Origin of the sequence: Massilia pinisoli (assembly GCF_024753285.1) — a bacterium.
GTDB lineage: Bacteria > Pseudomonadota > Gammaproteobacteria > Burkholderiales > Burkholderiaceae_D > Telluria > Telluria pinisoli.
On the sequence record NZ_JANUGW010000004.1, the window covers coordinates 133,172 to 155,792 of the forward strand.

Here is a 22,621-nt window from a genome sequence, read left to right on the forward strand (position 1 = left end):
CTTGCAAGACCACCCAACGCATCGAACGAACAACAGGAGCACAACATGTCCTTCCAACAAGGCCTGAGCGGCTTGAACGGCGCCGCGAAATCGCTGGACGTCATCGGTAACAACATCGCCAACGCAAGCACCGTCGGCTTCAAGGGCTCGACGACGGAATTCGCCGACGTCTACGCGCGCTCGCTGAGCGGCGCCGGCGCGGCGCAGGCCGGCATCGGCGTGAGCGTGGCGTCCGTCGCCCAGCAGTTCACGCAAGGTAATATCGAGACGACGGCGAACCCGCTCGACATCGCCATCAACGGCGGCGGTTTCTTCCGCACCGAGATGGGCGGCGCCGTCCAGTACACCCGCAACGGCCAGTTCTCGCTGGACAAGAACGGCTTCATCGTGACGCCGCAGGGCGCGAACGTGACGGGCTACGGCGTCTCCGCGAACGGCCAGATCCTGGCCAGCACGCCGACGCCGCTGAAGATCAGCACGGTCGACATGAAACCGAACGCGACCACGAAGGTCGATACGTCGATCAACCTCGACTCGCGCGAGGCGACGCCCACCAACTTCCCGTTCAGCGCGAACGACGCGACCACGTACAACAAGCAGGTCCCCGTCAGCGTGTACGACTCGCTGGGCAACGAACACACGATGTCGCTGTACTACGTGAAGACGGGCTCGGGCACGTGGGACGTGTACGCCGGCGCCGACGGCACCGAGATCAGCAACGTCAGCGTGGAGAAGGCCGCCGGCAGCGACCCGACCGCGATGGCCGCGCGCGCCGCCTGGACGGCCGCGACGAAGGCATCGCCCCAGGACCCGGCCGCCGTCGCCGCCGCGCTGTCGAGCTATGCCGCCGCCGCATCGACAGCCGTCACCACAGCGGCGGGCGCCGCCGGCGCCACCGCGGCGACCGTCACCGCCATCCAGTCCGCGGCCTCGAGCTCGGGCGCCACGGTCGGCTACACGCCGGACCAGGTCGATCGGGACATCGCGGCCGCCGTGTCCGTGCCGTCCGTGCCGATCGGCACGCTGAAGTTCGACTCGAACGGCGCGCTGTCGGCCCCCTTGATGTCGCCGCAGACGCTGCCGCTCGCCGTGTCGTTCCCCGTGTATCCGGCAACGGGCGCCAAGGAGACGCTGGCGATCAACGTCGGCTTCAATGGCAGCACCCAGTACGGCGCCGACACGAGCGAAAAGCTGACGACGCAGGACGGCTTCACGGCCGGCCACCTGCAGCGCTTCTCGGCCGCGGCCGACGGCACCTTGCAGGGCCAGTACAGCAACGGCCAGACCCGGGCGCTGGGCCAGGTCGTCCTTGCCAATTTCACCAACTCGAACGGCCTGGAGCCGATCGGCAACAACTCGTGGACCGAGACGTCGGCGTCCGGTACGCCGCTGCTCGGCACCCCGGGCACAGGCGGCTTCGGCGTGCTGCAGTCGTCCGCGACGGAAAGCTCGAACGTCGACCTGACGGCCGAGCTGGTCGACATGATCACCGCGCAGCGCGTCTACCAGGCCAATGCGCAGACGATCAAGACGCAGGACTCGGTGCTGCAGACGCTGGTGAGCTTGCGCTAACGCTTAACCTCCGAAGGGAAGACTGATGGACCGCCTGATCTACACGGCCGCCTCCGGCGCCAAGCACATCCTCGAGCAGCAGGCCACGACGTCGAACAACCTGGCCAACCTCAGCACGACGGGCTTCCGCGCGCAGCTGGACACGTTCCGCGCCGTGCCCGTCGTCAGCGAAGGCTTGCCGACGCGGGCGTTCGTCGTCGACAACACGGTCGGCGCGGACTTCACGGCCGGGCCGCTGCAGGTGACGGGGCGCGATCTCGACGTGGCCATCAAGGGCCGAGGCTGGCTCGCCGTGCAGATGCAGGACGGTACCGAAGCCTATACGCGCAATGGTTCATTGCAGATCAGCCCGAACGGCATGTTGCAGACTGCCAACGGCCAGGCCGTGATGGGCGAGAACGGCCCGATCGCCATTCCGCCGAACACGACGGTCTCCGTCGGCAAGGACGGTTCCATCACGTCGATGACGACGGACACCGTGCCGGCCACGTCGACCGTCGTCGGCCGCCTCAAGCTCGTCAATCCGGACGAAAAACAGCTCGTCCGCGGTGACGACGGCTTCTTCCGCCAGCAGGACGGCAGCCCCGCACAGGCCGACCCGGCCGTGACGGTGGCGAGCGGCGCGCTGGAAGGCAGCAACGTCTCCGCCGTCGATTCGATGGTCAACATGATCTCTTTGGCACGTTCTCTCGAGACGCAAATGAGCCTGTTGAAGAACGCCGAGAATAACGCGGCGAAAGCGACGCAGATCCTCGCTTTGAGTTGATTTCTCCTGGGACATAATTTCATGGTGGGTAGCAGGTTTCTGCTGCCATTAGGAGAACACCATGATCCGTTCGCTGTTTATCGCCAAGACCGGTCTCGAAGCGCAGCAGACCAACCTCGACGTCATCACCAACAACCTCGCCAACGTGAGCACGAACGGCTTCAAGAAGTCGCGTGCCGTGTTCGAGGACTTGTTGTATCAAAACGTGCGCCAGCCCGGCGCGCAATCCTCGCAACAGACGCAGCTGCCGTCCGGCCTGCAGATCGGTACCGGTGTGCGCACCGTCGCGACCGAGCGCATCCACACGCAGGGCAATCCCCAGCAGACCGGCAACTCGAAGGACGTGATGATCAACGGCTCGGGCTTCTTCCAGGTCCTGATGCCGGACGGTACGACCGCGTACACCCGCGATGGCTCCCTGCAGACCGATAACAACGGCCAGCTCGTCACGTCGAGCGGCTACGTCGTGCAGCCTCCGATCACCGTGCCCAGCAACGCGCTGACCCTGACCGTGGGCCGCGACGGCACCGTGTCCGTCACGACGCCGGGCACCGTGGCGCCGACGCAGATCGGCTCGCTCCAGCTGTCGAATTTCGTCAACCCGGCCGGCCTGGAATCGCTGGGCGAGAACCTGTACGCCGAGACGGGCGCGTCGGGCACCGCCCAGGCGAGCACCCCGGGCACGAACGGCACCGGCGTGCTGATGCAGGGCTTCGTCGAGACGTCGAACGTGAACGTCGTCGAAGAGATGGTCAACATGATCCAGACGCAGCGCGCGTACGAGATCAACAGCAAGGCCATCACCACCTCCGACCAGATGCTGCAGAAGATTTCCCAGTTATGAAAACGCTTAGCTTCCTCGTGTGCGCGCTGGCGCTGGCCGGCTGCGCAGCCACCCCGACGTCGATCGTCAAGGGGCCGACCTCCGCGCGCCCGATGCTGGCCGATGCCGGCACCCCGACGGAAGGCGCCATCTACAACGCGAACACGTTCCGTCCCATGTTCGAGGACCGCCGCGCGCGCCACATCGGCGACATCCTGACGATCAACATCGTCGAAAAGACGGCCGCGAACAAGAGCGGCGCCAGCACGGGCAACAAGTCGGGCAGCGTCAACCTCGGCGTGCCGGGTCCGCTGCAGGGCCGCCTGGGCGCGAACCTCGCGACGAGCAGCGGCACCAAGTACGCCGACGGCGACACGCAGACCGCGTCGAACGCGTTCACGGGCACGATCGGCGTGACGGTGTCGGAAGTGCTGACGAACGGTAACCTGATCGTCGTGGGCGAGAAGCAGGTCGCCATGGACAAGGGCGTCGAGTTCATCCGCTTCTCGGGCATGGTGAATCCGGATTCCATCCAGCCCGGCAATATCGTGCAGTCCACGCTCGTCGCGGACGCTCGCGTCGAATACCGCACCAACAGCCAGATCGACCGCGCCGAGATGACGTCGATGATGTCGCGTTTCTTCCAGTCCTTGCTGCCGTTCTGATCATCATGAACCTGAAAACCATCGCCCTCTGCGCCGCACTGCTCGGTCCCCTGATGGCCACGACCGCCCACGCCGAGCGTCTGAAAGACCTCGCCAGCATCGGCGGCGTCCGCCAGAACCAGTTGTCCGGCTACGGCCTCGTCGTCGGCCTCGACGGCACGGGCGACCAGACGACGCAGACGCCGTTCACCGTGCAGTCGATCATGGCGATGCTGCAGCAGAAGGGCGTCAGCCTGCCGGCCGGCACCCAGCTGCAGCTGAAGAACGTGGCCGCGGTCATGGTGACGAGCACGCTGCCCGCGTTCGCCCAGCCGGGCCAGACGATCGACGTGACCGTCTCGTCGATGGGTAACGCGAAGAGCCTGCGCGGCGGCACCCTCCTGATGACGCCGCTGCAGGGCGCCGACGGCCAGGTCTATGCCATGGCGCAGGGCAACGTGCTCGTCGGCGGTGCCGGCGCAGCGGGCGGCGGTGCGCAGGTGCAGGTGAACCAGTTGTCCGTCGGCCGCATCTCGGCCGGTGCCACGGTCGAGCGCGCCGTCGCGTCGAACCTCGGCGCCGACAATCAGGTCAAGCTGGAATTGAACACGACGGACTTCGCCACCGCGAGCCGCGTCGTGGAAGCCATCAACGACAAGTTCGGCCCGGGCATCGCGACGGCGCTGGACGGCCGCGTGATCCGCGTGCGCGTGCCGTCGTCGAGCGACCAGCGCGTCAGCTTCCTCGGCATCCTCGAAGGCATCGACGTCAAGCCGGCCGATGCGGCCGCCAAGATCATCCTGAACGCGCGCACGGGTTCCATCGTCATGAACCGCGCCGTCACCTTGGAACCGTGCGCGATCTCGCACGGCAACCTGTCGGTCAGCATCGGCGCCGACACGCAGGTCAGCCAGCCGAACGCCGGTTCGCTGGGCAGCACCGTCGTCACGAAGAATCCGCAGGTGTCCGTCAAGAAGGATGCCGGCAAGGTCATCATGCTGAACGGCGGCGCGTCGCTGGCGGAAGTCGTCAAGGCGATGAACGCGATCGGCGCCACGCCGCAAGACCTGCTCGCAATCCTGCAGGCGTTGAAGGCGGCCGGTTCGCTGCGCGCCGAGCTCGAGATCATCTAACCGATAACCCGCGAGGCCATCATGCTCGGTTCCACGTCTGACCTGTCCAGCAAATTCGCGCTCGACACCAACAGCCTCGGCGACTTGAAACAGTCGGCGAAGGCCGGCTCGCCCGAAGCGATGAAGGGTGCGGCGACGCAGTTCGAATCCATGTTCATCAACATGATGATGAAGAGCATGCGCGACGCGACGCCGCAGGACGGCATGATGGACAGCCAGGAGTCCAAGACGTTCACCGGCATGCTGGACCAGCAGATGAGCCAGAAGCTCGCGAAGCGCGGCATCGGCCTCGCGGACGTGCTCGTGCGCCAGCTCACCGCGCAGCAGCAGGGCCAGCAGGTGATGCAGAAGATGAACGAGCAGGCGCTGGGCATCGGCGGCGACCAGCAGTCCGGCGCCGCGCAGCGCCTGCAGAACGATCCGGACACGCTGCCGACGGACGGCGCGCCCGCCGCCGGCGCGGCCGGCATCACGGGCAGCGCCCGCGGCACGGACAACGCGAACAAGCCTGCCCACGTGCGCGCATTCCAGGAAAAGCTGGCCGACGCCGCCGAGGAAGCGGAACACGCGACGGGCGTGCCCGCGAAATTCATGATGGGCCAGGCCGCGCTGGAAACGGGCTGGGGCCGCCGCGTGATCCGCAATGCGGACGGCAGCTCCAGCAACAACCTGTTCGGCATCAAGGCCGGCCCGGGCTGGAAGGGCAAGGTGGCGACGGCCGTCACGACGGAATACATCAACGGCAAGCCGCATGCGCGCGTGGAAAAATTCCGCGCCTACGATTCGTATGCCGCCGCGTTCAAGGATTACGCGAAGATGTTGAGCAACAACCCGCGCTACGAAAAAGTGCTGGCGCACGGCGGCGACGCGACCGCGTTCGCGCACGGCCTGCAGCGCGCCGGCTACGCGACGGACCCGCAGTACGCGGCCAAGCTGTCGCGCATCATCAAGCACTCGCTGGCCTGAGCGGAGTTATTGAACGGATAGCAACTAAAGTTTTGGCGAAACTTGCCGTCAATGACGTAGCAGAAAGAAAACCATCATGTCACTCCTCAGCATCGGCAAAACCGGTTTGTACGCCGCCCAGGCAGCCCTGGCGACGACCGGCAACAACATCTCCAACGCCAACGTCGCGGGCTACAGCCGCGAGGTGGTGGTGCAGGCCGCGTCGACGCCGATGGGAGGCACCAACGGCTATATCGGCACGGGCACGCAGATCGCGCAGGTCAAGCGCTATTCGGACGACTTCCTGAACGCGCAGGTGCGCACGGCCCAGGCATCGAGCAGCGGGCTCGACGCGTACCAGGCGCAAGTCCAGCAGGTCGACAACCTGCTGGCCGACACGACGTCCGGCCTGTCGCCGGCGCTGCAGGATTTCTTCGCGTCCGTGCAGAACCTGACGGGCGACGGCGCGGGCGTGTCGTCGCGCGGTTCGTTCATGACGTCGGCCGACACCTTGGCCGCCCGCTTCCAGAGCATGAACGGCCGCCTGGACGAGATCCGCAAGGGCGTCAACACGCAGATCACGGCCAGCGTCACGACGATCAATACCTACGCCAATCAGATCGCCCAGCTGAACGACCAGATCGGCAAGCTGACGGACCCGTCGGGCCTGAACCCGCCGAACGAATTGCTGGACAAGCGCGACCAGCTGATCATGGACTTGAACAAGCAGGTCAAGGCCACCGTCGTGCCGGGCGATAACAACAGCCTGACCGTCTCGATCGGCAACGGCCAGCCGCTCGTCGTCGGCCGGAGCGCGTTCCAGCTGGCGGCGACGAATTCGCCGACGGACCAGACGCGCACCACGGTTGGCTACGTCCTGCAGGGCAAGATCACGCCGCTGGCCGAGAGCTCGCTGACGGGCGGCGAACTCGGCGCCGCGTTGCAATTCCGCACGCAGTCGCTGGATCTGGCGCAGAACTCGCTGGGCCGCGTCGCGATCGCGGTGGCCACGTCGATGAACGACCAGAACCACCTGGGCCTGGACGGCAACGGCAAGCCGGGCGGCGACATCTTCACGATCGCGTCGGCCCAGGTGACGAAGAACGTCAACAACAACCAGACGAGCACGACGGCCATCACGGCCAGCGTCGTCGACGCGACGAAACTCACGACGAGCGACTACAAGGTCGATTTCGACGGTACGAACTACAACGTGTATCGCCTGGCGGACAACAAGAAGACGGTGATCTCGCCGTTCCCGCAGGCCCAGGCGCAGGTCATCGACGGCCTCGCGTTTTCGGTCACGGGCGCGGCCGATGCGGGCGACAACTTCCTCGTGCGTCCCACGCAGGCCGGCGCCTCGAACTTCAAGCTGGCGCTGACGGACGGCGCGCAGATCGCCGCGGCCGCGCCGATCGCGACGAGCGTCCCGCTGACCAACAGCGGTTCGGGCAAGATCAGCGCGGGCTCGATCGACCAGACCTATCTCGGCGCGCCGCTGGCCGGTCCTGTCACGCTGACGTACAGCACGGCGACGGCCACGCTGTCCGGCTTCCCGGCCGGCCAGCCCGTCAGCATGACGGTGAACGGCACGACGACGTCGTACCCGGCCGGCGCGAGCGTGCCGTTCCAGGACGGCGCCAGCTACACGGTGGGCGGGATGAGCTTCATGCTGAACGGCGCGCCGGGCAATGGCGACACGTTCAAGATTGCGCCGAACGCGGGCCTGGGCGATACCCGCAACGCGAGCCTGATGGCCGACCTGCAGTCGAAGAACATCCTCGACGGCGGCAAGGCGACGTACCAGTCGGCATACGCCACGCTCGTCAGCACGATCGGCAACAAGACGCGCGAAGTGCAGGCCAATGCCGAGGCTGCCACTTCGCAGCTGACGCAGGCGCAGGCCGCCGCCAACAACGTCTCGGGCGTGAACCTGGACGAGGAGGCGGCCAACCTGCTGAAGTACCAGCAGGCCTACCAGGCGTCGGGGAAGGTGATGCAGATCGCCGACACGATCTTCAACGCCTTGCTGCAGATCGGCCACTGAGACCGGTAACCGGATAACCAGCGCACGCGGAACGACGCCATGACACTACGTATCAGCACCAACGCGATTTTCCAGGCCGGCACCTCGCAGATCAACACGCTGCAGGGCCAGATGGCCAAGACGCAGATGCAGCTGTCGACGAACAAGCGCATGCTGTCGGCGGCCGACGACCCCATCGCTTCGGCGAAGGCGCTGGAACTGACGCAGTCGCAGTCGATGAACACGCAGTTCGGCACCAACCGCGCGAACGCGAAAGCGTCGCTGTCGATGGTCGACAAGACGCTGCAGGAAGTCACGGGCCAGATCCAGGATATCCAGTCGCTGATCGTCACGGCCGGCAACGGCGGCTATTCGCAGAGCGACCGCGAAGCGCTGGCCACCGAGCTGGAAGGGCGCCTGACCGACCTGATCGGCCTCGCGAACACGACCGACGGTTCCGGCACGTATCTGTTCTCCGGCTACCAGGCGACCACGCAGCCGTTTACGCAAACGCCGACGGGCGCCGCCTACCAGGGCGACCAGGGCCAGCGCGTCTTGCAGGTGGGCTCGGCGCGCAAGATGCCCATCAGCGAGAGCGGCAGCGCCGTCTTCGAAGCGAACGCCACCGGCAACGGTACGTTCGTCGCGCAGCCGGCGGCCGCCAATACCGGCTCGGGCATCATCTCGCCTGGCGCCGTGGCGGACCGCACGAAGCTGACGGGGCACGATTATTCGATCGCGTTCAGCGTGACGGGTTCGCCCGCCGCGACCACGTACACCGTGACGGACAATTCGACGACGCCGGCCAGCGCCGTGCTGAGCAACCAGCCGTACACGGCGGGCGCATCGATCTCGTTCGACGGGATCGCGCTCGACGTCAAGGGCGATCCGGCCAACGGCGACAGTTTCAGCGTCCAGCCCAGCCAGAAGCAATCGGTGTTCACGACGGTCACGGACCTGATCAAGACGCTGCGCGGCCCGGCCGACGGCTCGACCGGCAAGGCCGCGCTGGCCAACAGCCTGAGCATGGCCAGCCAGAACATGAAGAATTCGCTGGACAACGTGCTCACCGTGCAGGCGTCCGTGGGCGCGCGCCTGAAGGAAGTGGACTACCTGGACAGCTCGGGCGAGGACCTGAATCTCCAGTACCAGACCACGCTGAGCGGCTTGCAGGACCTGGACATGGTGAAGGCGATTTCGCTGTTCACCCAGCAGCAGCAGACGCTGCAGGCGGCGCAGGTGTCGTTCAAGACGATGTCGGGGCTGTCCCTCTTCAACTACATCTCCTGATTCCGGCGCCGGTTGGACGCGTGGACGGCTTTGCCATCCACGCGTTCAACACAATTTGATCTATCGCGACGTTGTGGCTGGCGGTGGCTGCCCCTGCCGCTGACCGCCCACGCGCGGGATCTTGCGCCCCGCCTCGATACCCTGGTTGAACAGAGTCTGCAACGGCGTGCCGAGATAGGGAATCGTCAGGCTGATGACGAGAAAGCCGGCGCCCAGCGTGATCGGGAAGCCGATGCCGAACAGGTTCAGCTGCGGCGCCGCGCGCGTCAGGATCGCCAGCGCGACGTTGGTGATGAGCATGGCGGCCACAATCGGCATCGCGATCTGCATCCCGGCCGAGAACACGCGGCTGCCCCAGCGCACCATTTCCAGCGGCGCCGTCACCGACATCGGCGACGCGGAGATGGGCAGCGTGAAGAAGCTTTCCACCAGCGCCTCGATCAGCACGAGGTGGGCGTTCATGGCGAGGAAGGCCATCGTCGCGACGAGGGCGAGGAACTGGCTGATGGCCGACGAGCGTCCGGCCGAGGTGGGATCGAAGAACGTCGCGAAGGAAAAGCCCATCGTCGTGCTGGCGACTTCGCCGGCGAATTCGATGGCGGCGAACACGAGGCGCATCGCGAAGCCCATCGACACGCCGATCAGGAGTTCCTGCGCGACGATGAGGATGCCCGCCCACGACGTGGGATCGACGGCCGGCACGGCGGGGAGTGTCGGGGCGACGATCGCGGCCAGCAGCACACCGAGCGTCGTCTTGATGAGGATGGGCACGGCCGTGTTGCCGAACACGGGTGCCACCGCGACCAGCCCGAGGATGCGCGTCAGCGGCCACAACAGGCCGCCGATCCACGCATACAGCTGGGTCGTGGTGAACGAGATCATCGTGCCGGCGTCAACCGATCATCTGCGGAATGCCGCTGAACACGTTGCGCATGTAGTCCGTCATGACCGAGAGCATCCACGGCCCCGCGAGCACGAGGGCGACGAAGACGCCGACCAGCTTGGGGATGAACGACAGGGTCTGTTCCTGGATCTGCGTGGCGGCCTGGAAGATGCTGACGACGAGGCCGATGACGAGCGCGACGAGCAACAGCGGCGCCGATACCATCAGCGTGACTTCCATGGCCGTGCGGCCCATCGCGAGGACGCTTTCCGGAGTCATCGTTCGCCCTTTCTAGTAAAAGCTCTGGGACAGCGAGCCCAGCAGCAGCTGCCAGCCGTCGACGAGCACGAACAGCATCAGTTTGAACGGCAGCGAGATCACGGCCGGCGACATCATCATCATACCCATCGACATCAGCACGGATGCAACGACCATGTCGATGATGAGGAACGGGATGAAGATGGCAAAGCCGATCTGGAATGCCGTCTTCAGCTCGCTCGTGATGAAGGCGGGAATCAGCACGCGCAGCGGCACGTCTTCCGGGCCTTGCAGCGCGGGCGTGCGCGAGATCTTGACGAACAGCGCGAGGTCGGACTGGCGCGTCTGCTTCAGCATGAAGCCCTTCAGCGGCGCGGCGGCCTTGTCCATCGCTTCGCCCATCTGGATGCGGTTTTCCTGCAGCGGCACGTACGCTTCCGTGTAGATGCGGTCGAACGTGGGGCCCATCACGAACAAGGTGAGGAACAGCGCGAGGCCGACCATCACCTGGTTCGGCGGTGCCGTCTGTGTGCCGAGCGCCTGGCGCAGCAAGGAGAGCACGATGATGATGCGCGTAAAACTCGTCATCATCAGGAGGGCGGCCGGGATGAAGGTCAGCGCCGTCATCAGGAGCAGCGTTTGCACCGGCAGCGAATACGCGGTGCCGCCGCCGGGCGCAGCGCTCGTCGTGAAAGCGGGAATCGCGGGCGCCGCTACCGCAGCCGCCAGCGGCAGGGCTGCAAGGCCCGTCGCCAGCAGAAGTCGTTTATTCAGCATCACTTGCGTTTGTCGATCGTTTGTTTGAGCCAGTCGGCGAAGCTGTGCGCGGCCGGGGCCACATTTGCTGGCCGTGCCAAGGTCGCGTTCGCACTGGCATTGTCGCCATTCTGCCCGCCCTGGCGCGGCATTGTCGCCAGCGCGTTGATGCGGCCGGGTGATGCACCGACCACGATCCATTCATTGCCCACTTCGACGACGACGATGCGCTCGCGTCCGCCCAGGTTCAGCGAACCGACGACACGCACGTTCGCGTTGCCGCCGCCGACCTTGGGACCGTAGCGCTTCAGGAACCAGGCGAGGGCGCCCAGCACCGCGAGCACGAGGATCAGTGCGAACAGCGTCTGCAACAGACTGCCCGTGGACGAGCCGGACGGCATCGTGACGGTCGGGACCGTTGCGGCGGGCGCGGTCGGACGGGGTGCGGCGACGTCGGGGGCAGCCGGTGTCGCCGTATCGGCCGGTGCGGTTGCGGCGCCGGTCGCGGGCGTTTCGGTTGCGGAATTACCGCTGACGGAGGTGGATGGTGCGGCGGCGCCGCTGGCAGACGTGCCGGTAGCGGACGTGCCGGTAGCGGACGTGCCACTTGCCGACGTGCCGGCTGCAGAGTTGCCGCGCGCCGATGTCGCCGGGACGACAGCCCGTCGCGTGCTGGATGCGGTCGGCGCGGTCACGCCGTTGCCGACCTCCTTGACGCCTGCTTCGGCGTGGTGCTGCACGGTATCTTGCCGCGCGCTGTCGGCCTGCACGGCGGCCGGTACCGGCGCAGCCGGCTCGGCTGCGCGCACATTCTGTCCCGCTGCCGTCGCGGCAGCCGGAGCCACCGCCGGCGCCTGTCCGGACCCCGGCTGGGCCGCGCAGGCCGTCAGCGGCAGGGCCAGGGTCAGGATGGTCAGCAGGCGGGCCGTCATTTGTTGAGTTTGCGGATGCGCTCCGACGGGGTGATGATGTCGGTGAGGCGGATACCGAACTTGTCGTTCACGACCACGACCTCGCCTTGGGCGATCAGGCAACCGTTGACGAGCACGTCCATCGGTTCACCGGCCAGGCCATCCAGTTCGACCACGGAACCCTGCGCAAGTTGCAGCAGGTTCTTGATGGCGATCTTCGTGCGGCCCAGTTCCACCGTCAGCTGGACGGGGATGTCGAGGATGAAGTCGATGTCGTTCGGCGTTTCCGGACGGGGGCCCTTGTTCGAGAAATCCTTGAACACTGCGGCCGAGGCCGTCTGCTGCTGGTTGGCCAGCGCAGCGGCTTCCGCGGCGGCCTGCTCGGCAATCGCGGCACCCCAATCGTCGTCGAGGCTGCCTTGGTCGTCTTGAGTGTCAGACATGATTCTCTCCTGTGTTGCCTGTGCCGTGGTCGGACCGCCGGCGCTTCATATGTAGTGTCACTTGTTGAAGGTTTCGCTGTTGGCCAGCAGTTTCTCGACCTTGAGCGCGTATTGTCCGTTATACACGCCATAGGTGCAGTCCATCACGGGCACGCCGTCGACGGTGGCCTGCAGGGTTTCCGGGACCGAGATCGGGATCACGTCGCCGACCTTCATGTTCAGGATTTCGTCGAAATTCGCCTTGCCGTGACCCAGCACGGCCACCAGTTCCACTTCCGCCACCTGGATCTGCTGCGTCAGCAGGCGGATCCAGCGCTTGTCGACTTCCAGCGCTTCGCCCTGGAGGCTCGACGTCATCGTGTCGCGGATCGGCTCGATCATCGAATAGGGCATGCAGAAGTGGATCTGGCCCGACACCGAACCCAGTTCGACTGTGAAAGTGCACGATACCACGACTTCGTTCGGGGTGGCGATGTTGGCGAACTGCGTGTTCATCTCCGAGCGGATGTACTCGAATTCGACCGGATACACAGGTTCCCACGACTTGGCGTACGCCTCGAACACGATGTCGAGGATGCGCATGATGATGCGCTGCTCGGTCTGCGTGAAGTCGCGGCCTTCCACGCGCGTGTGGAAGCGGCCGTCGCCACCGAACAGGTTGTCGACGAGCAGGAACACGAGGCCCGGGTCGAACACCATCAGCGCCGTGCCGCGCAGCGGCTTCATGTGGATCAGGTTCAGGTTCGTCGGCACGACGAGGTTACGGATGAACTCGCTGTACTTCGACACGCGCACGGACCCCACCGATACCTCGGCGGAACGGCGCAGGAAGTTGAACAGGCCGACCCGCAGATACCTGGCGAAACGCTCGTTGATGATCTCGAGCGTCGGCATGCGGCCGCGGACGATCCGCTCCTGCGTTGCCAGGTTGTACGTGCGGACTCCCGAGGTGTCTTCAGGCGTCGCAATGTCGTCCTGATCGCCGTTGACCCCTTTTAAGAGGGCATCGACTTCTTCCTGTGAGAGAAAATTATCGGCCATGCTGCTCTACCGTAATGACTTCTGCTTTACTGAATGATGAATGACGTGAACAGGACATCGGCCACTTCCTGTTCGTCCCCGTGCTCTTCAAACGGCGCGTTGACCGCCGCCAGAATCTCGCCGGCCAGTTGCTGCTTGCCTTCCACGGTACTGATCTCGGACGCCTTCTTGCCCGACAACAGCAGCAGCACGCGGCTGCGCACCTTCGCCATGTTGGCCTTGATGAGCTCGACCTGTTCCGGGCTGTTCACCTGCAGCGTGAACGCGACCTGCAGGTACTGGTCGCCGTGCTCCGGCTGCAGGTTCACGGTGAACGGCTCGACCGCGATGTACTCGGGTTTGGCCTCGCTCTTCTTCTTGGCTTTTTTGTCGCTGGCGTGTTCTTTCTTGGCCGGCTCGGCCGCCGCGCTGTCGTCGCCGCCTTTGTGCATGAAGTACCAGCCGGCGCCGGCGCCCAGTGCCAGCACGAGCACGGCCGCGCCGATCATGATGAACAGCTTGCCTTTGCCGCTGGCCGCCGCAGGTGCCGCATCCGCTTTCGGATCGGCTTTGATTTTTGGATTCGCTTTCAAGAGTCTTCGGTTCCGCTGTTGGATCGTCCCGTCATTATGTCATTATCGGGAAAAAGTGAGCAGCGGCAACGGTCGAAAAGAAGGAGGAACCCGAGGTATCTCGTTGTTTCTTGACGGATTTGTTGTCGATGCTGTATGCCGGTGGTGCGTCATGCAAATGTGTCGACCATGCCGCGGTCGCCGATGGCCGCCGCGCGCGTGGCCGGCCGCACGGTGGTTTCGCCCGTCACCACGCCCGCCTCGTTGCCGCGGCCGTTGTGGCCGCCGCGCCCGAAGCCGCTCGATGCAGCCGCCTGTTCCTGCTGCGCCTGGCCGCCGTTCGACATGCCCGCATTGACGGTGGCGTTGCCCAGCGCGATGCCGCTCTCGCCCATCATTTCCTGGAGGCGGGGCAGGGCGTTTTCCAGCGCCTGGCGCACTTCCAGCTGGTTCGACGAGAACGTCACGTCGGCCTGGCCGTTCGACACGGACAGCACGACCTGCAGCGGACCGAGGTCCGGCGGGTTCAACGTGAGCGACGCCGTCTGGTCTTCCGCGCCCAGCATGTAGACGACCTTCTGGCCGACCTGGTCGTTCCACGCATCCGTACCCACGTGGGCCGTCAGCTCCTCGCCGGCAGCAGCAGCTTGCGCCGCTTCCAGCACGGCCGGCTGCAGCTGGGCGGCCGCAACGGCGACCGGGGTCTGTTCTTTCTGCGCGAGCAGGGCCGCGTCGCGTGCCTGCTGCAGGCTGAAGTCGGTGGCGTCCACCTGCGGCTTCGCGTCGGCCTTGGCGTTGCCCAGCGCGGCGCGCAGGTCGGCCGTGGCCGATGCCTTGTCCGCGCCGAGGTCGGCGCCGGCAGCTGCGAGGGCCGGGTTCTTGATCGACGCGGCCGAGAAGGTCTTGCCGTCGCCTTCGTCCGTACCCGCTTCTTTCGATACCGACTTCATCGCGGCCTGCAGCGCGGCCAGCTGGCCCGCATCCGTGCGCTTGCCCTTGCCGGCGAGCGCGTCGAAGGCCTGGCCCGACGTCGTCTTGCCCGCGTCCGCGACGGGCTTGTGCAGGCTGGCCATCAGCGCGAGCATGGCGCTGGCCGGGTCGCCCGTTTTCGCGGCGCCATCGTCGTCCTTCTTGTCGTCGGCCTTGTCGGCCGTCGTGTCCTTCGCGTCGGTGGACTCGGCCTTGCTCTCTGCCGGCTTGGCGGCCGGCTGCGGCGCGGCGTCGTGTTCGGCGGGCTTGTCGGCCTCGGCCGGCTTGGCGGCGTTCTGGGCCGGGGCTGGTGCGGGCGCGGGTGCCGGCGCCGTCATCGATGCGAGCGCGAACGCGGTGCTGCTGCGTTCCAGCTCGCCGGACAGCATGGCGCTGAACTGGCTGCCGCCGTTGCCGTTGCTGCCGTTGACCGGGTTGCTCGAGCGGGGCGTGATGCCGCCGGCCGTGTTGAGCTGGAGTGGGGAAGTCGTGGTCATATCGTTTGTCGCTTCGGTTGGGTGGGGCTGCCGTCAGCGCTTGTAGCGCGCCGTCCGTGCTGCGTGGTCGTCCATCATCTTCTGGTCGCGCTTGCTTTCCAGCGCCAGCGCTTCCGCGGCCGCGCGCTCGTTCAAGGTGCGGTACGACAGGCGCTTGCGCTCGCTTTCCTGCCATGCCTTCTTTTCCATGTCGGCCTTCGCGCGCGCATGCTTCAGCACTTCACGCTGGCCGTCGATCGCCTGTTCCAGCTTGGCCAGGAAGGCAACGAAATTCTGGTACGCGAACGGCGTGATGCCTGCCACCTGCGCCGCGTCGAGCCGGTTCGCGTAATCGTCGCGGTAGCCCAGCAGCATCTGCAGCTTCTGTTCACCGTCGTCGACGGCCTTCAGCGCGACGCCGAGGCGTTTCGCGCAGGCGTCGGACTCGCGCTGGGCGAGGTCGATCAGGGTCTCGAGTGCGGATGCGTTGGCCATGGTACGTCAAGTATACCGATGCCCTTGGGAACCAATCAGCCGAACAGCGAGGTCAATTCCCCCAAGCTCTGCAGCATGCCGACATTGTCATAGATTTCCTGGCACAGGAATGCCTCGATCCGCTCGTGCAGCGCGATCGCTTTGTCGAGCACAGGGTCCGTGCCCGGCGCATACGCACCGACGCTGATCAGGTCGCGCGAGCGCTCGTAGCGCGAATACAGCTGCTTCAGCGTGCGCGCGGCTTGCTGGTGCTCGCGCGACGTGATGCCGTGCATCGCGCGCGAGATCGATTGTTCGATGTCGATGGCGGGGTAGTGGCCCGCCTCGGCCAGTTTACGGTTCAGCACGATGTGGCCGTCCAGGATACCGCGCGCCGCGTCGGCGATCGGGTCTTGCTGGTCGTCGCCTTCCGACAGCACGGTATAAAACGCCGTGATCGAGCCGCCGCCCATCTGGCCATTGCCCGCGCGTTCGACGAGCACGGGCAGCTTGGCGAACACGGACGGCGGATAGCCTTTCGTCGCCGGCGGTTCGCCGATGGCCAGCGCAATCTCGCGCTGGGCCATCGCGTAGCGCGTGAGCGAATCCATGATCAGGAGGACGTTCTTGCCCTCGTCGCGGAAATGCTCGGCGATGGCCGTGGCGTAGGCGGCGCCCTGCAGGCGCATCAGCGGCGGCGAGTCGGCCGGCGCGGCCACGACGGCCGAACGCGCCAGGCCTTCCTCGCCGAGGATCTGCTCGATGAATTCCTTCACCTCGCGGCCCCGTTCGCCGATCAGGCCGACGACGATCACGTCGGCCGTCGTGTAGCGCGCGATCATCCCGAGCAGCACCGATTTACCGACACCCGTGCCGGCGAACAGGCCGAGACGCTGGCCGCGGCCCACCGTCAGCATCGAGTTGATGGCGCGTACGCCGACGTCCAGCGTTTCCGAGATCGGCGCGCGGTCGAGCGGGTTGATGGGGCGTGCGTTGAGCGGGCCCATATTGTCCGTGACGACGGGACCCTTGCCGTCCAGCGGGCGGCCGGCGCCATCGACGACGCGGCCCAGCAGGCCCCAGCCGACGGGCAGGTGGCGCGCACGGTCCATCGGCCGGCGACGCGGATGCGGCACGGTACCGGGCTTCGGCACGCTCGCTTCGACGGGGAACACGCGCGAGCCGGGCACGACGCCTTCGACGTCCGACTGCGGCATCAGGAACAGCTTGTCGCCTTCGAAGCCGACGACTTCCGCTTCGATGCGGGCGCCGGACGCGACGGGAATCGTGCACGCGCTGCCGACGGCAAGTTTCAATCCGACGCACTCCATCACGAGGCCCGCGACGCGCGTGACGCGCCCCGACACCTGCATCGGCTCGACGAAATCGAGCACGTTGCCGCAGTCCTTCAGGTAGGACCGCCAGCGGGCGGTATGCGCGTCGGTGCCCTTCATTCGAGCCACTCGATGTTCTTGCCCAGCGCGTGCGTGAGGCGCTGCCAGCGCGACGCGATCTGCGCGTCGATCTGATTGCTGGCCGTGTCCACGCGGCAGCCGCCGCGGGCGATGCTCTCGTCCTCGACGATGCGCCAGCCGCCCTTGTCCAGCTCGTGGCCGATGGTGCTCTGCACGATCAGCGCGTCTTCCGGGTGCAGCATCAGCAGGGCCGGCTGTTGCAGGTTCGGCAGGTAGTCGACGGCTTCGCGCACGACGGGGATGATCAGGTCGGGCTTGACTTCGAATGCGGTGCGCACCATGCCGCGCGCCAGGTGCAGCGCGAGTTCCAGCACGTCGTTCGAGATGGTGTCGTCGGCCGCCGTGACGGCGTCGCCGAACGTCGCCGCCAGCTGGCGCACGTGTTCGAGTTCCTCGGCCGCCTCGGCACGGCCGAGCGCCAGTCCTTCCGCGTAGCCGGCCGCGTGGCCTTGCGCCTGACCCGCATCGAGGCCCTCGGCGTAGCCTTCCTCGCGCGCGGCCGCGCGGATCGCCTCGAGCTCTTCCGCGGTGGGCAGTTGCACGAGCGGTTCCTGGGGCGGCGGCGGTTCGTACGCGCGCGCGGCCGCGGCGGCAGCGGCCGCTTCGGCTTCGCGCTGGGCCCGGACGCTGGGTCGCTCGTCGCCGAACGACGTCATTTCCCAACGTTGGTACGCGGTCTGGAATTCTTTCGAGATGGCCATCAGACGAACGAGTCCTCACCTTTGCCGCCCAGCACGATCTGGCCTTCGTCGGCGAGGCGCCGTACGATCTGCAGGATCTGCTTCTGCTGGGTTTCCACTTCCGACAGGCGCACGGGACCCTTCGACTCCAGGTCTTCGCGCATCATTTCCGCCGCACGCTGCGACATGTTTTTGAAGATTTTATCGCGCAAGTCCTGCGACGCGCCTTTCAGCGCGATGATCAGCATTTCCGACTGCACTTCGCGCAACAGCAACTGGATGCCGCGGTCGTCGATGTCGATGATGTTGTCGAACACGAACATCTCGTCCATGATCTTCTGCGCCATGTCGTTGTCGTAGTTCTTGATGTTTTCCATGACGGAGCTTTCCTGCTCGCCGCTCATGAAGTTCAAGATCTCGGCCGCCGTGCGCACGCCGCCCAGCGACGACTTCTTGATGTTCTCGTTGCCGGACAACAGCTTGGTCAGCACGTCGTTCAGTTCGCGCAGCGCGGCCGGCTGCACGCCGTCCAGCGTGGCGATACGCAGCACGACGTCGTTGCGCAGGCGGTCCGTGAAGTGCGCGAGGATTTCGCAGGCCTGGTCGCGCTCGAGGTGCACGAGGATCGTGGCGATGATCTGCGGGTGCTCGTTGCGGATCAGTTCCGCGACCGAGGGCGAGTCCATCCACTTCAGGCTCTCGATACCGGAGGCGTCCTTGCCGCCCAGGATGCGGTTCAGCAGCACGGCCGCCTTGTCGTCGCCGAGGGCCTTCGTCAGCACTTGGCGGATGTACTCGTCGGAATCGAGGCCGACGGTCGATTGCAGGTCGACGCGCTCGCGGAATTCGCCCAGCACGGTGAGGACTTCGTCATGCTGCACGGCCTTCATCTGCGCCATCGCGGCGCCCAGTTTCAGGACCTCGCGCGGGCCGAGGAACCGCATCACTTCGGCCGCCTCGGCCTCGCCCAGCGCCAGCATCAGGATGGCTGCCTTGGTCGTGCTGTCTTTGTCCTTGTCGCTCATTACTCAGTCCCCAGCCATTCCTTGATCACGTTGGCCACGATGCGCGGATCATTCTTCGCCATGTCTTTTGCCATTTCCAGGTTGCTCTTGTACACCTGGACCTTCTGGTGTTCTTCCGCTTCACGCATGATGCGGGCTTCCTCGTCCGGGTCCGGCTCCGGTTCCGGTTCCGGCACTTCCGGTTCCGGCTCGGGCGGGATCGCCACGGCTTCGTCGAATTTCTTGATCGCGGGCTTCAGCAGCGGCCGCACGAAACGGAACCACAGGAACGCGAGCACGAGGGCGATGAACACGTAGCGTGCGATGTCCTTCAACAGCGGCAGGTTGGCCGGATCCTTCCACCAGTCAGGCGCCTTCTCGTCCGGCTTGTCGACGCCGTCGAACGGGGCGTTCGTCACGTTCAGCGTGTCGCCACGCGCCTGGCTGTAGCCCATTGCCTGCTTGACCAGTTCGTTGATCTGCGCGACTTCGGCGGCGCTCAAAGGCTTGATGACGACCTTGCCCGTCTTCGGGTCGATGGTGCGGCGGTAGTTCACGACGACACCCACCGTCAGGCGCTTGATGCCGCCCATCGGCTTCTGTTCGAAACGGACGGTCTTGTCGACTTCGTAATTGGTCGTGGAATCCTTGCGGCTCGGGCCCGTCGTCGTGCCCTGGGCCTGCGGCTGAGCGGCACCGTCGATCGGCGCCGTGGCCACGCCCGGCGGCTGGTTCGACAGGGCGCCCGGGATGCCGGACGGGTTCGTGCTGCCGGGGCCGGTCTGCTCGGACGTCTGCTGGCTGCGGATCGCTTGCGGTTCCGGCGGCGAGTTCGGTTTGTACAACTCGGCCGCGGTATCGGTCTGGGCGAAGTCGACGTCGGCCGTCGCTTCGGCGCGGACATTGTTCGGGCCGACGAGCGGGGCGATGATCGATTCGACCTGCTTGACGATGTTCTGCTGCAGCGCCTCGACGTATTTCAGCTGGTTCGGGTCGAGCTGCTTGCCGTTCTTGTTCGTGCTATCCGACAGCAGGGTGCCGTTTTGGTCGACGACGGTCACGTTCGACGGCGGCAGTTCCGGGATCGACGACGCGACGAGGTGCACGATGGCGCTGACTTGCGCCTGGTCCAGCGTGCGGCCCGGCTGCAGGTTCAGCAGCACGGACGCCGTCGGTTTCTGTTGCTCGCGCACGAACACGGACGGCTTCGGCAGTGCCAGGTGCACGCGCGCCGACGCGACGGCGGCCAGCGACTGGATCGAATTCGCGAGTTCGCCTTCCAGCGAGCGCTGGTAGTTGACCTGCTCGACGAATTGCGACGTGCCCAGCTTCTGGTTCTCGAGCAGTTCGAAGCCCACGTTGCCGGCGCGCGGCAGGCCTTGCGACGCCAGCTTCAGGCGCAGGTCGTGAATGCGGTCGGCCGGCACGAGGATCGCGCTGCCGCTATCGGAAAACTTGTACTTGACCCCCATCTGGTCGAGCGACGCGGTGATGGCGCCGCCATCCTTGTCCGTGTAGTTGGAGAACAGCACCTTGTACTCCGGGGCCGACGTCCACAGCCACAGGGCGGCCACGATGGCCACCACGCCGGCGATGGCGCCGCCGATGACGACGCGTTTGCCGATCGTCGTCTGCCAGAACTTCGGCTTTTCTTCGGCCGAGGTTGCGATGTCGCTGTCGAGGAGTTCTTCCGCTGTGGTTGCCATGGTTGGGGGGAGGGAATGGGTTTATGAACGCCATTATGGAGCCGTACGGCAACATCCAAACCCCGGAATAAGACCCTATTTACGCCGCTGCTCGAGGGCAACAGTTGTGAGGGCGCTGATATTCTGACAGCCTGAATCGAATTGTTTGCGAGCACCTGGGAGAACGGACATGAATATCGGCGGCATCGACACCAGCCGGATCGAGGCGATGATGGCGCAGCTGAAGGCGGCGGCGCAGAAGCCGGCCGGGCCGGCGTCGGCCGCGGATGCGCTGGGCGGCGGCCTCGGCATCGGCGGTATCGGCAAGCCGGCGGGCCCGGATGCGGCCGAGTCATCGTCGAAGGTCAGCTTCTCCGATGCGCTGAAGGGGGCGTTGCAAAACGTCAGCAACGCCCAGAATCAGGCGGACGATATGGGCAAGAAATTTGCCGCCGGCGACGATTCCGTGAGCCTGTCCGACACGATGATCGCGATGCAAAAGGCCAGCATCAACTTCCAGGCCACCGTGCAGGTGCGCAACAAGCTCGTGTCCGCGTATCACGACATCATGAACATGCAAGTGTAAAACGGAACTTGATGTATATAAGTGCTTCAAGTCATTGATTAATAAGAATGTACTTGCTTACATGATGTTCGTACCACGGAACTTTTCGCACATTGTGTACTCTTCCAATGTGTAATCAACGCCATACGGCTGCCATAGCCTGATTCGGGTCTTTGCACGCAAATTCACGCTGCCAAGGCGTTATCTACCGATCCCCTTTGCTCCCCACAGACGGCTCCATGCCGACGTCTGGAAGGGGCTCACTGTACGTTATCGACACGTATTGCGAACCTCTGTCGCTGTGATGGATCAGTTCGTTTCATTCGGCTGAGCCTCGACTTCCCCCAGGACAAAGCCATTGGTGGGCGCCCACGCGCGTCACCCTCGGGCAATACGGCAGCGGCGCTGTCCCCAGCACCGGCCACGGTGTCCGCCATACAAGTCAGTCTTCCCAAATGTGTCCAAAATAAGTACCGCCATGTGACAAAGGGTGAGTATTCATGATATCGATTTCATATACGATCATATGATGCTTAACATCAACGAGAACGCAATGGCAGCGCAACCACTTTTCGATATCGGCAACGTCATCCTGGAGCCGACACCCACGTTTGCCCGGATTAAGGGACGAACCCACGGGTGGTTACCCCTGCTGTTGCTGATCCTGTCAAGCTTGGCCGTTGCGATGTGGTGGGTCAACAGCACGGACTTCGTCTGGCTGCGCGAACAGATCATGATCGGCCATACGGACGCGAAGCCCGAGATACGCGCAGCAATGGAGCACAGTCTCACGCCCACATTCCTAATGTGGAGCACGGGCCTTACCACCGTACTCGGCACGCCGCTTGTGTTCGCGGCTTCGGCACTGTACTACTTTCTGGCCGGTAAGGTGATGGGAGCGCCGATTGGCTTCGGCAAATGGTTCGGCTTCGCGGCTTGGGTCAGTGTTCCGCGTTTGCTCGCGCTGCCGCTATCGGCGCTGCAGATCCTCACTTCGCACGGCAGGGTGACGATGGAAGACCTGAGTATGGTCTCTCTGAACTATCTCGTGTTTCACCTGCCGCAGTCGAGTCCTTGGGCGGGCCTTTTGTACAGCATTGACCTGCCCGCCATCTGGACCGTGGCGTTGTCGGTGATTGGCCTGAGGGTTTGGACCGGGCGCTCGACCGGCGCATGCGCGACGGCTGCGCTGATTCCTTGGGCAATCGTATACGGCTTGTGGGCAGCGAAGATCGCCTTCGTCGGGTAAGC

General features: G+C 65.3%; 23 protein-coding genes. 10 read left to right on the plus strand and 13 right to left on the minus strand.

The features are described 5' to 3' along the window. Positions 1 to 45 precede the first annotated feature (45 nt). The 8 genes from NX784_RS06935 to flgL all read left to right on the plus strand — a co-directional run bounded on the left by NX784_RS06935 (position 46) and on the right by flgL (position 9,199). Positions 46 to 1,572 carry a flagellar hook protein FlgE gene (locus tag NX784_RS06935; RefSeq protein WP_258815930.1) on the plus strand — a complete coding sequence of 509 codons (1,527 nt, stop codon included), beginning with the start codon at positions 46 to 48 and terminating at the stop codon, positions 1,570 to 1,572. Positions 1,573 to 1,597: 25 nt separating this feature from the next. Next, entirely contained in the window at positions 1,598 to 2,338 is a 741-nt protein-coding gene (gene flgF, locus NX784_RS06940; RefSeq protein WP_258815931.1) for a flagellar basal-body rod protein FlgF, read from the plus strand. Positions 2,339 to 2,399: 61 nt separating this feature from the next. Beyond that, positions 2,400 to 3,182 carry a flagellar basal-body rod protein FlgG gene (flgG, locus tag NX784_RS06945; RefSeq protein ID WP_258815932.1) on the plus strand — a complete coding sequence of 261 codons (783 nt, stop codon included), beginning with the start codon at positions 2,400 to 2,402 and terminating at the stop codon, positions 3,180 to 3,182. After that, positions 3,179 to 3,826 carry a flagellar basal body L-ring protein FlgH gene (locus tag NX784_RS06950; protein ID WP_166858424.1) on the plus strand — a complete coding sequence of 216 codons (648 nt, stop codon included), beginning with the start codon at positions 3,179 to 3,181 and terminating at the stop codon, positions 3,824 to 3,826. Before flgG ends, NX784_RS06950 begins: the two co-directional genes overlap by 4 nt. Positions 3,827 to 3,831: 5 nt before the next feature. Beyond that, on the plus strand, positions 3,832 to 4,938 hold the full coding sequence (locus NX784_RS06955; RefSeq protein ID WP_258815933.1) for a flagellar basal body P-ring protein FlgI: 1,107 nt from the start codon (positions 3,832 to 3,834) through the stop codon (positions 4,936 to 4,938). Between the two features lie 21 nt (positions 4,939 to 4,959). Further along, positions 4,960 to 5,904, plus strand: a complete 945-nt coding sequence (gene flgJ / locus NX784_RS06960) for a flagellar assembly peptidoglycan hydrolase FlgJ (RefSeq protein WP_258815934.1) — start codon at positions 4,960 to 4,962, stop codon at positions 5,902 to 5,904. Positions 5,905 to 5,980: 76 nt separating this feature from the next. Further along, positions 5,981 to 7,930, plus strand: coding sequence for a flagellar hook-associated protein FlgK (flgK, locus tag NX784_RS06965; protein ID WP_258815935.1), 1,950 nt, complete (start codon positions 5,981 to 5,983; stop codon positions 7,928 to 7,930). A 39-nt stretch (positions 7,931 to 7,969) separates the two neighbouring features. Next, a complete protein-coding gene (gene flgL, locus NX784_RS06970) occupies positions 7,970 to 9,199 on the plus strand; it encodes a flagellar hook-associated protein FlgL (RefSeq protein WP_258815936.1) in 1,230 nt (409 codons plus the stop codon). A gap of 60 nt (positions 9,200 to 9,259) precedes the next feature. Here flgL and fliR read toward each other — a convergent pair whose 3' ends face one another. From fliR to fliF, 13 genes are all read right to left on the minus strand, one after another. After that, positions 9,260 to 10,081 (minus strand): flagellar biosynthetic protein FliR, encoded by an 822-nt coding sequence (gene fliR / locus NX784_RS06975; protein WP_258815937.1) that lies wholly within the window; start codon positions 10,079 to 10,081, stop codon positions 9,260 to 9,262. Between the two features lie 10 nt (positions 10,082 to 10,091). Next, positions 10,092 to 10,361: a flagellar biosynthesis protein FliQ gene (gene fliQ / locus NX784_RS06980; RefSeq protein WP_258815938.1), complete on the minus strand. Its 270-nt coding sequence runs from the start codon at positions 10,359 to 10,361 to the stop codon at positions 10,092 to 10,094. Positions 10,362 to 10,373: 12 nt separating this feature from the next. Beyond that, a complete protein-coding gene (gene fliP, locus NX784_RS06985) occupies positions 10,374 to 11,117 on the minus strand; it encodes a flagellar type III secretion system pore protein FliP (RefSeq protein WP_258815939.1) in 744 nt (247 codons plus the stop codon). Beyond that, complete coding sequence (gene fliO / locus NX784_RS06990; protein WP_258815940.1) at positions 11,117 to 12,028, minus strand: flagellar biosynthetic protein FliO; 912 nt, start codon at positions 12,026 to 12,028, stop codon at positions 11,117 to 11,119. Before fliO ends, fliP begins: the two co-directional genes overlap by 1 nt. Next, a complete protein-coding gene (gene fliN / locus NX784_RS06995) occupies positions 12,025 to 12,450 on the minus strand; it encodes a flagellar motor switch protein FliN (protein WP_258815941.1) in 426 nt (141 codons plus the stop codon). Before fliN ends, fliO begins: the two co-directional genes overlap by 4 nt. A gap of 57 nt (positions 12,451 to 12,507) precedes the next feature. Continuing rightward, positions 12,508 to 13,491, minus strand: a complete 984-nt coding sequence (gene fliM / locus NX784_RS07000; protein WP_258815942.1) for a flagellar motor switch protein FliM — start codon at positions 13,489 to 13,491, stop codon at positions 12,508 to 12,510. Positions 13,492 to 13,517: 26 nt separating this feature from the next. Next, entirely contained in the window at positions 13,518 to 14,063 is a 546-nt protein-coding gene (fliL, locus tag NX784_RS07005; RefSeq protein ID WP_258815943.1) for a flagellar basal body-associated protein FliL, read from the minus strand. Positions 14,064 to 14,212: 149 nt separating this feature from the next. Further along, positions 14,213 to 15,508, minus strand: coding sequence for a flagellar hook-length control protein FliK (locus tag NX784_RS07010; RefSeq protein ID WP_258815944.1), 1,296 nt, complete (start codon positions 15,506 to 15,508; stop codon positions 14,213 to 14,215). Between the two features lie 33 nt (positions 15,509 to 15,541). After that, a complete protein-coding gene (fliJ, locus tag NX784_RS07015) occupies positions 15,542 to 15,982 on the minus strand; it encodes a flagellar export protein FliJ (RefSeq protein WP_258815945.1) in 441 nt (146 codons plus the stop codon). 35 nt (positions 15,983 to 16,017) lie between these two features. Then, positions 16,018 to 17,415 (minus strand): flagellar protein export ATPase FliI, encoded by a 1,398-nt coding sequence (gene fliI / locus NX784_RS07020; RefSeq protein WP_370662914.1) that lies wholly within the window; start codon positions 17,413 to 17,415, stop codon positions 16,018 to 16,020. Further along, positions 17,412 to 18,137, minus strand: a complete 726-nt coding sequence (gene fliH, locus NX784_RS07025; RefSeq protein WP_258815946.1) for a flagellar assembly protein FliH — start codon at positions 18,135 to 18,137, stop codon at positions 17,412 to 17,414. The genes fliI and fliH overlap by 4 nt, the downstream gene beginning before the upstream one ends. After that, on the minus strand, positions 18,137 to 19,141 hold the full coding sequence (gene fliG, locus NX784_RS07030; RefSeq protein WP_258815947.1) for a flagellar motor switch protein FliG: 1,005 nt from the start codon (positions 19,139 to 19,141) through the stop codon (positions 18,137 to 18,139). The genes fliH and fliG overlap by 1 nt, the downstream gene beginning before the upstream one ends. Further along, entirely contained in the window at positions 19,141 to 20,826 is a 1,686-nt protein-coding gene (gene fliF, locus NX784_RS07035) for a flagellar basal-body MS-ring/collar protein FliF (RefSeq protein WP_258815948.1), read from the minus strand. The genes fliG and fliF overlap by 1 nt, the downstream gene beginning before the upstream one ends. 169 nt (positions 20,827 to 20,995) lie before the next feature. Here fliF and fliE point away from each other — a divergent pair, with 169 nt between their 5' ends. Together fliE and NX784_RS07050 are read left to right on the plus strand one after the other, a co-directional pair. Continuing rightward, positions 20,996 to 21,391 carry a flagellar hook-basal body complex protein FliE gene (gene fliE / locus NX784_RS07040; protein WP_258815949.1) on the plus strand — a complete coding sequence of 132 codons (396 nt, stop codon included), beginning with the start codon at positions 20,996 to 20,998 and terminating at the stop codon, positions 21,389 to 21,391. A gap of 532 nt (positions 21,392 to 21,923) precedes the next feature. Continuing rightward, positions 21,924 to 22,619, plus strand: a complete 696-nt coding sequence (locus tag NX784_RS07050) for a YIP1 family protein (RefSeq protein ID WP_258815950.1) — start codon at positions 21,924 to 21,926, stop codon at positions 22,617 to 22,619. Positions 22,620 to 22,621: the final 2 nt, after the last annotated feature.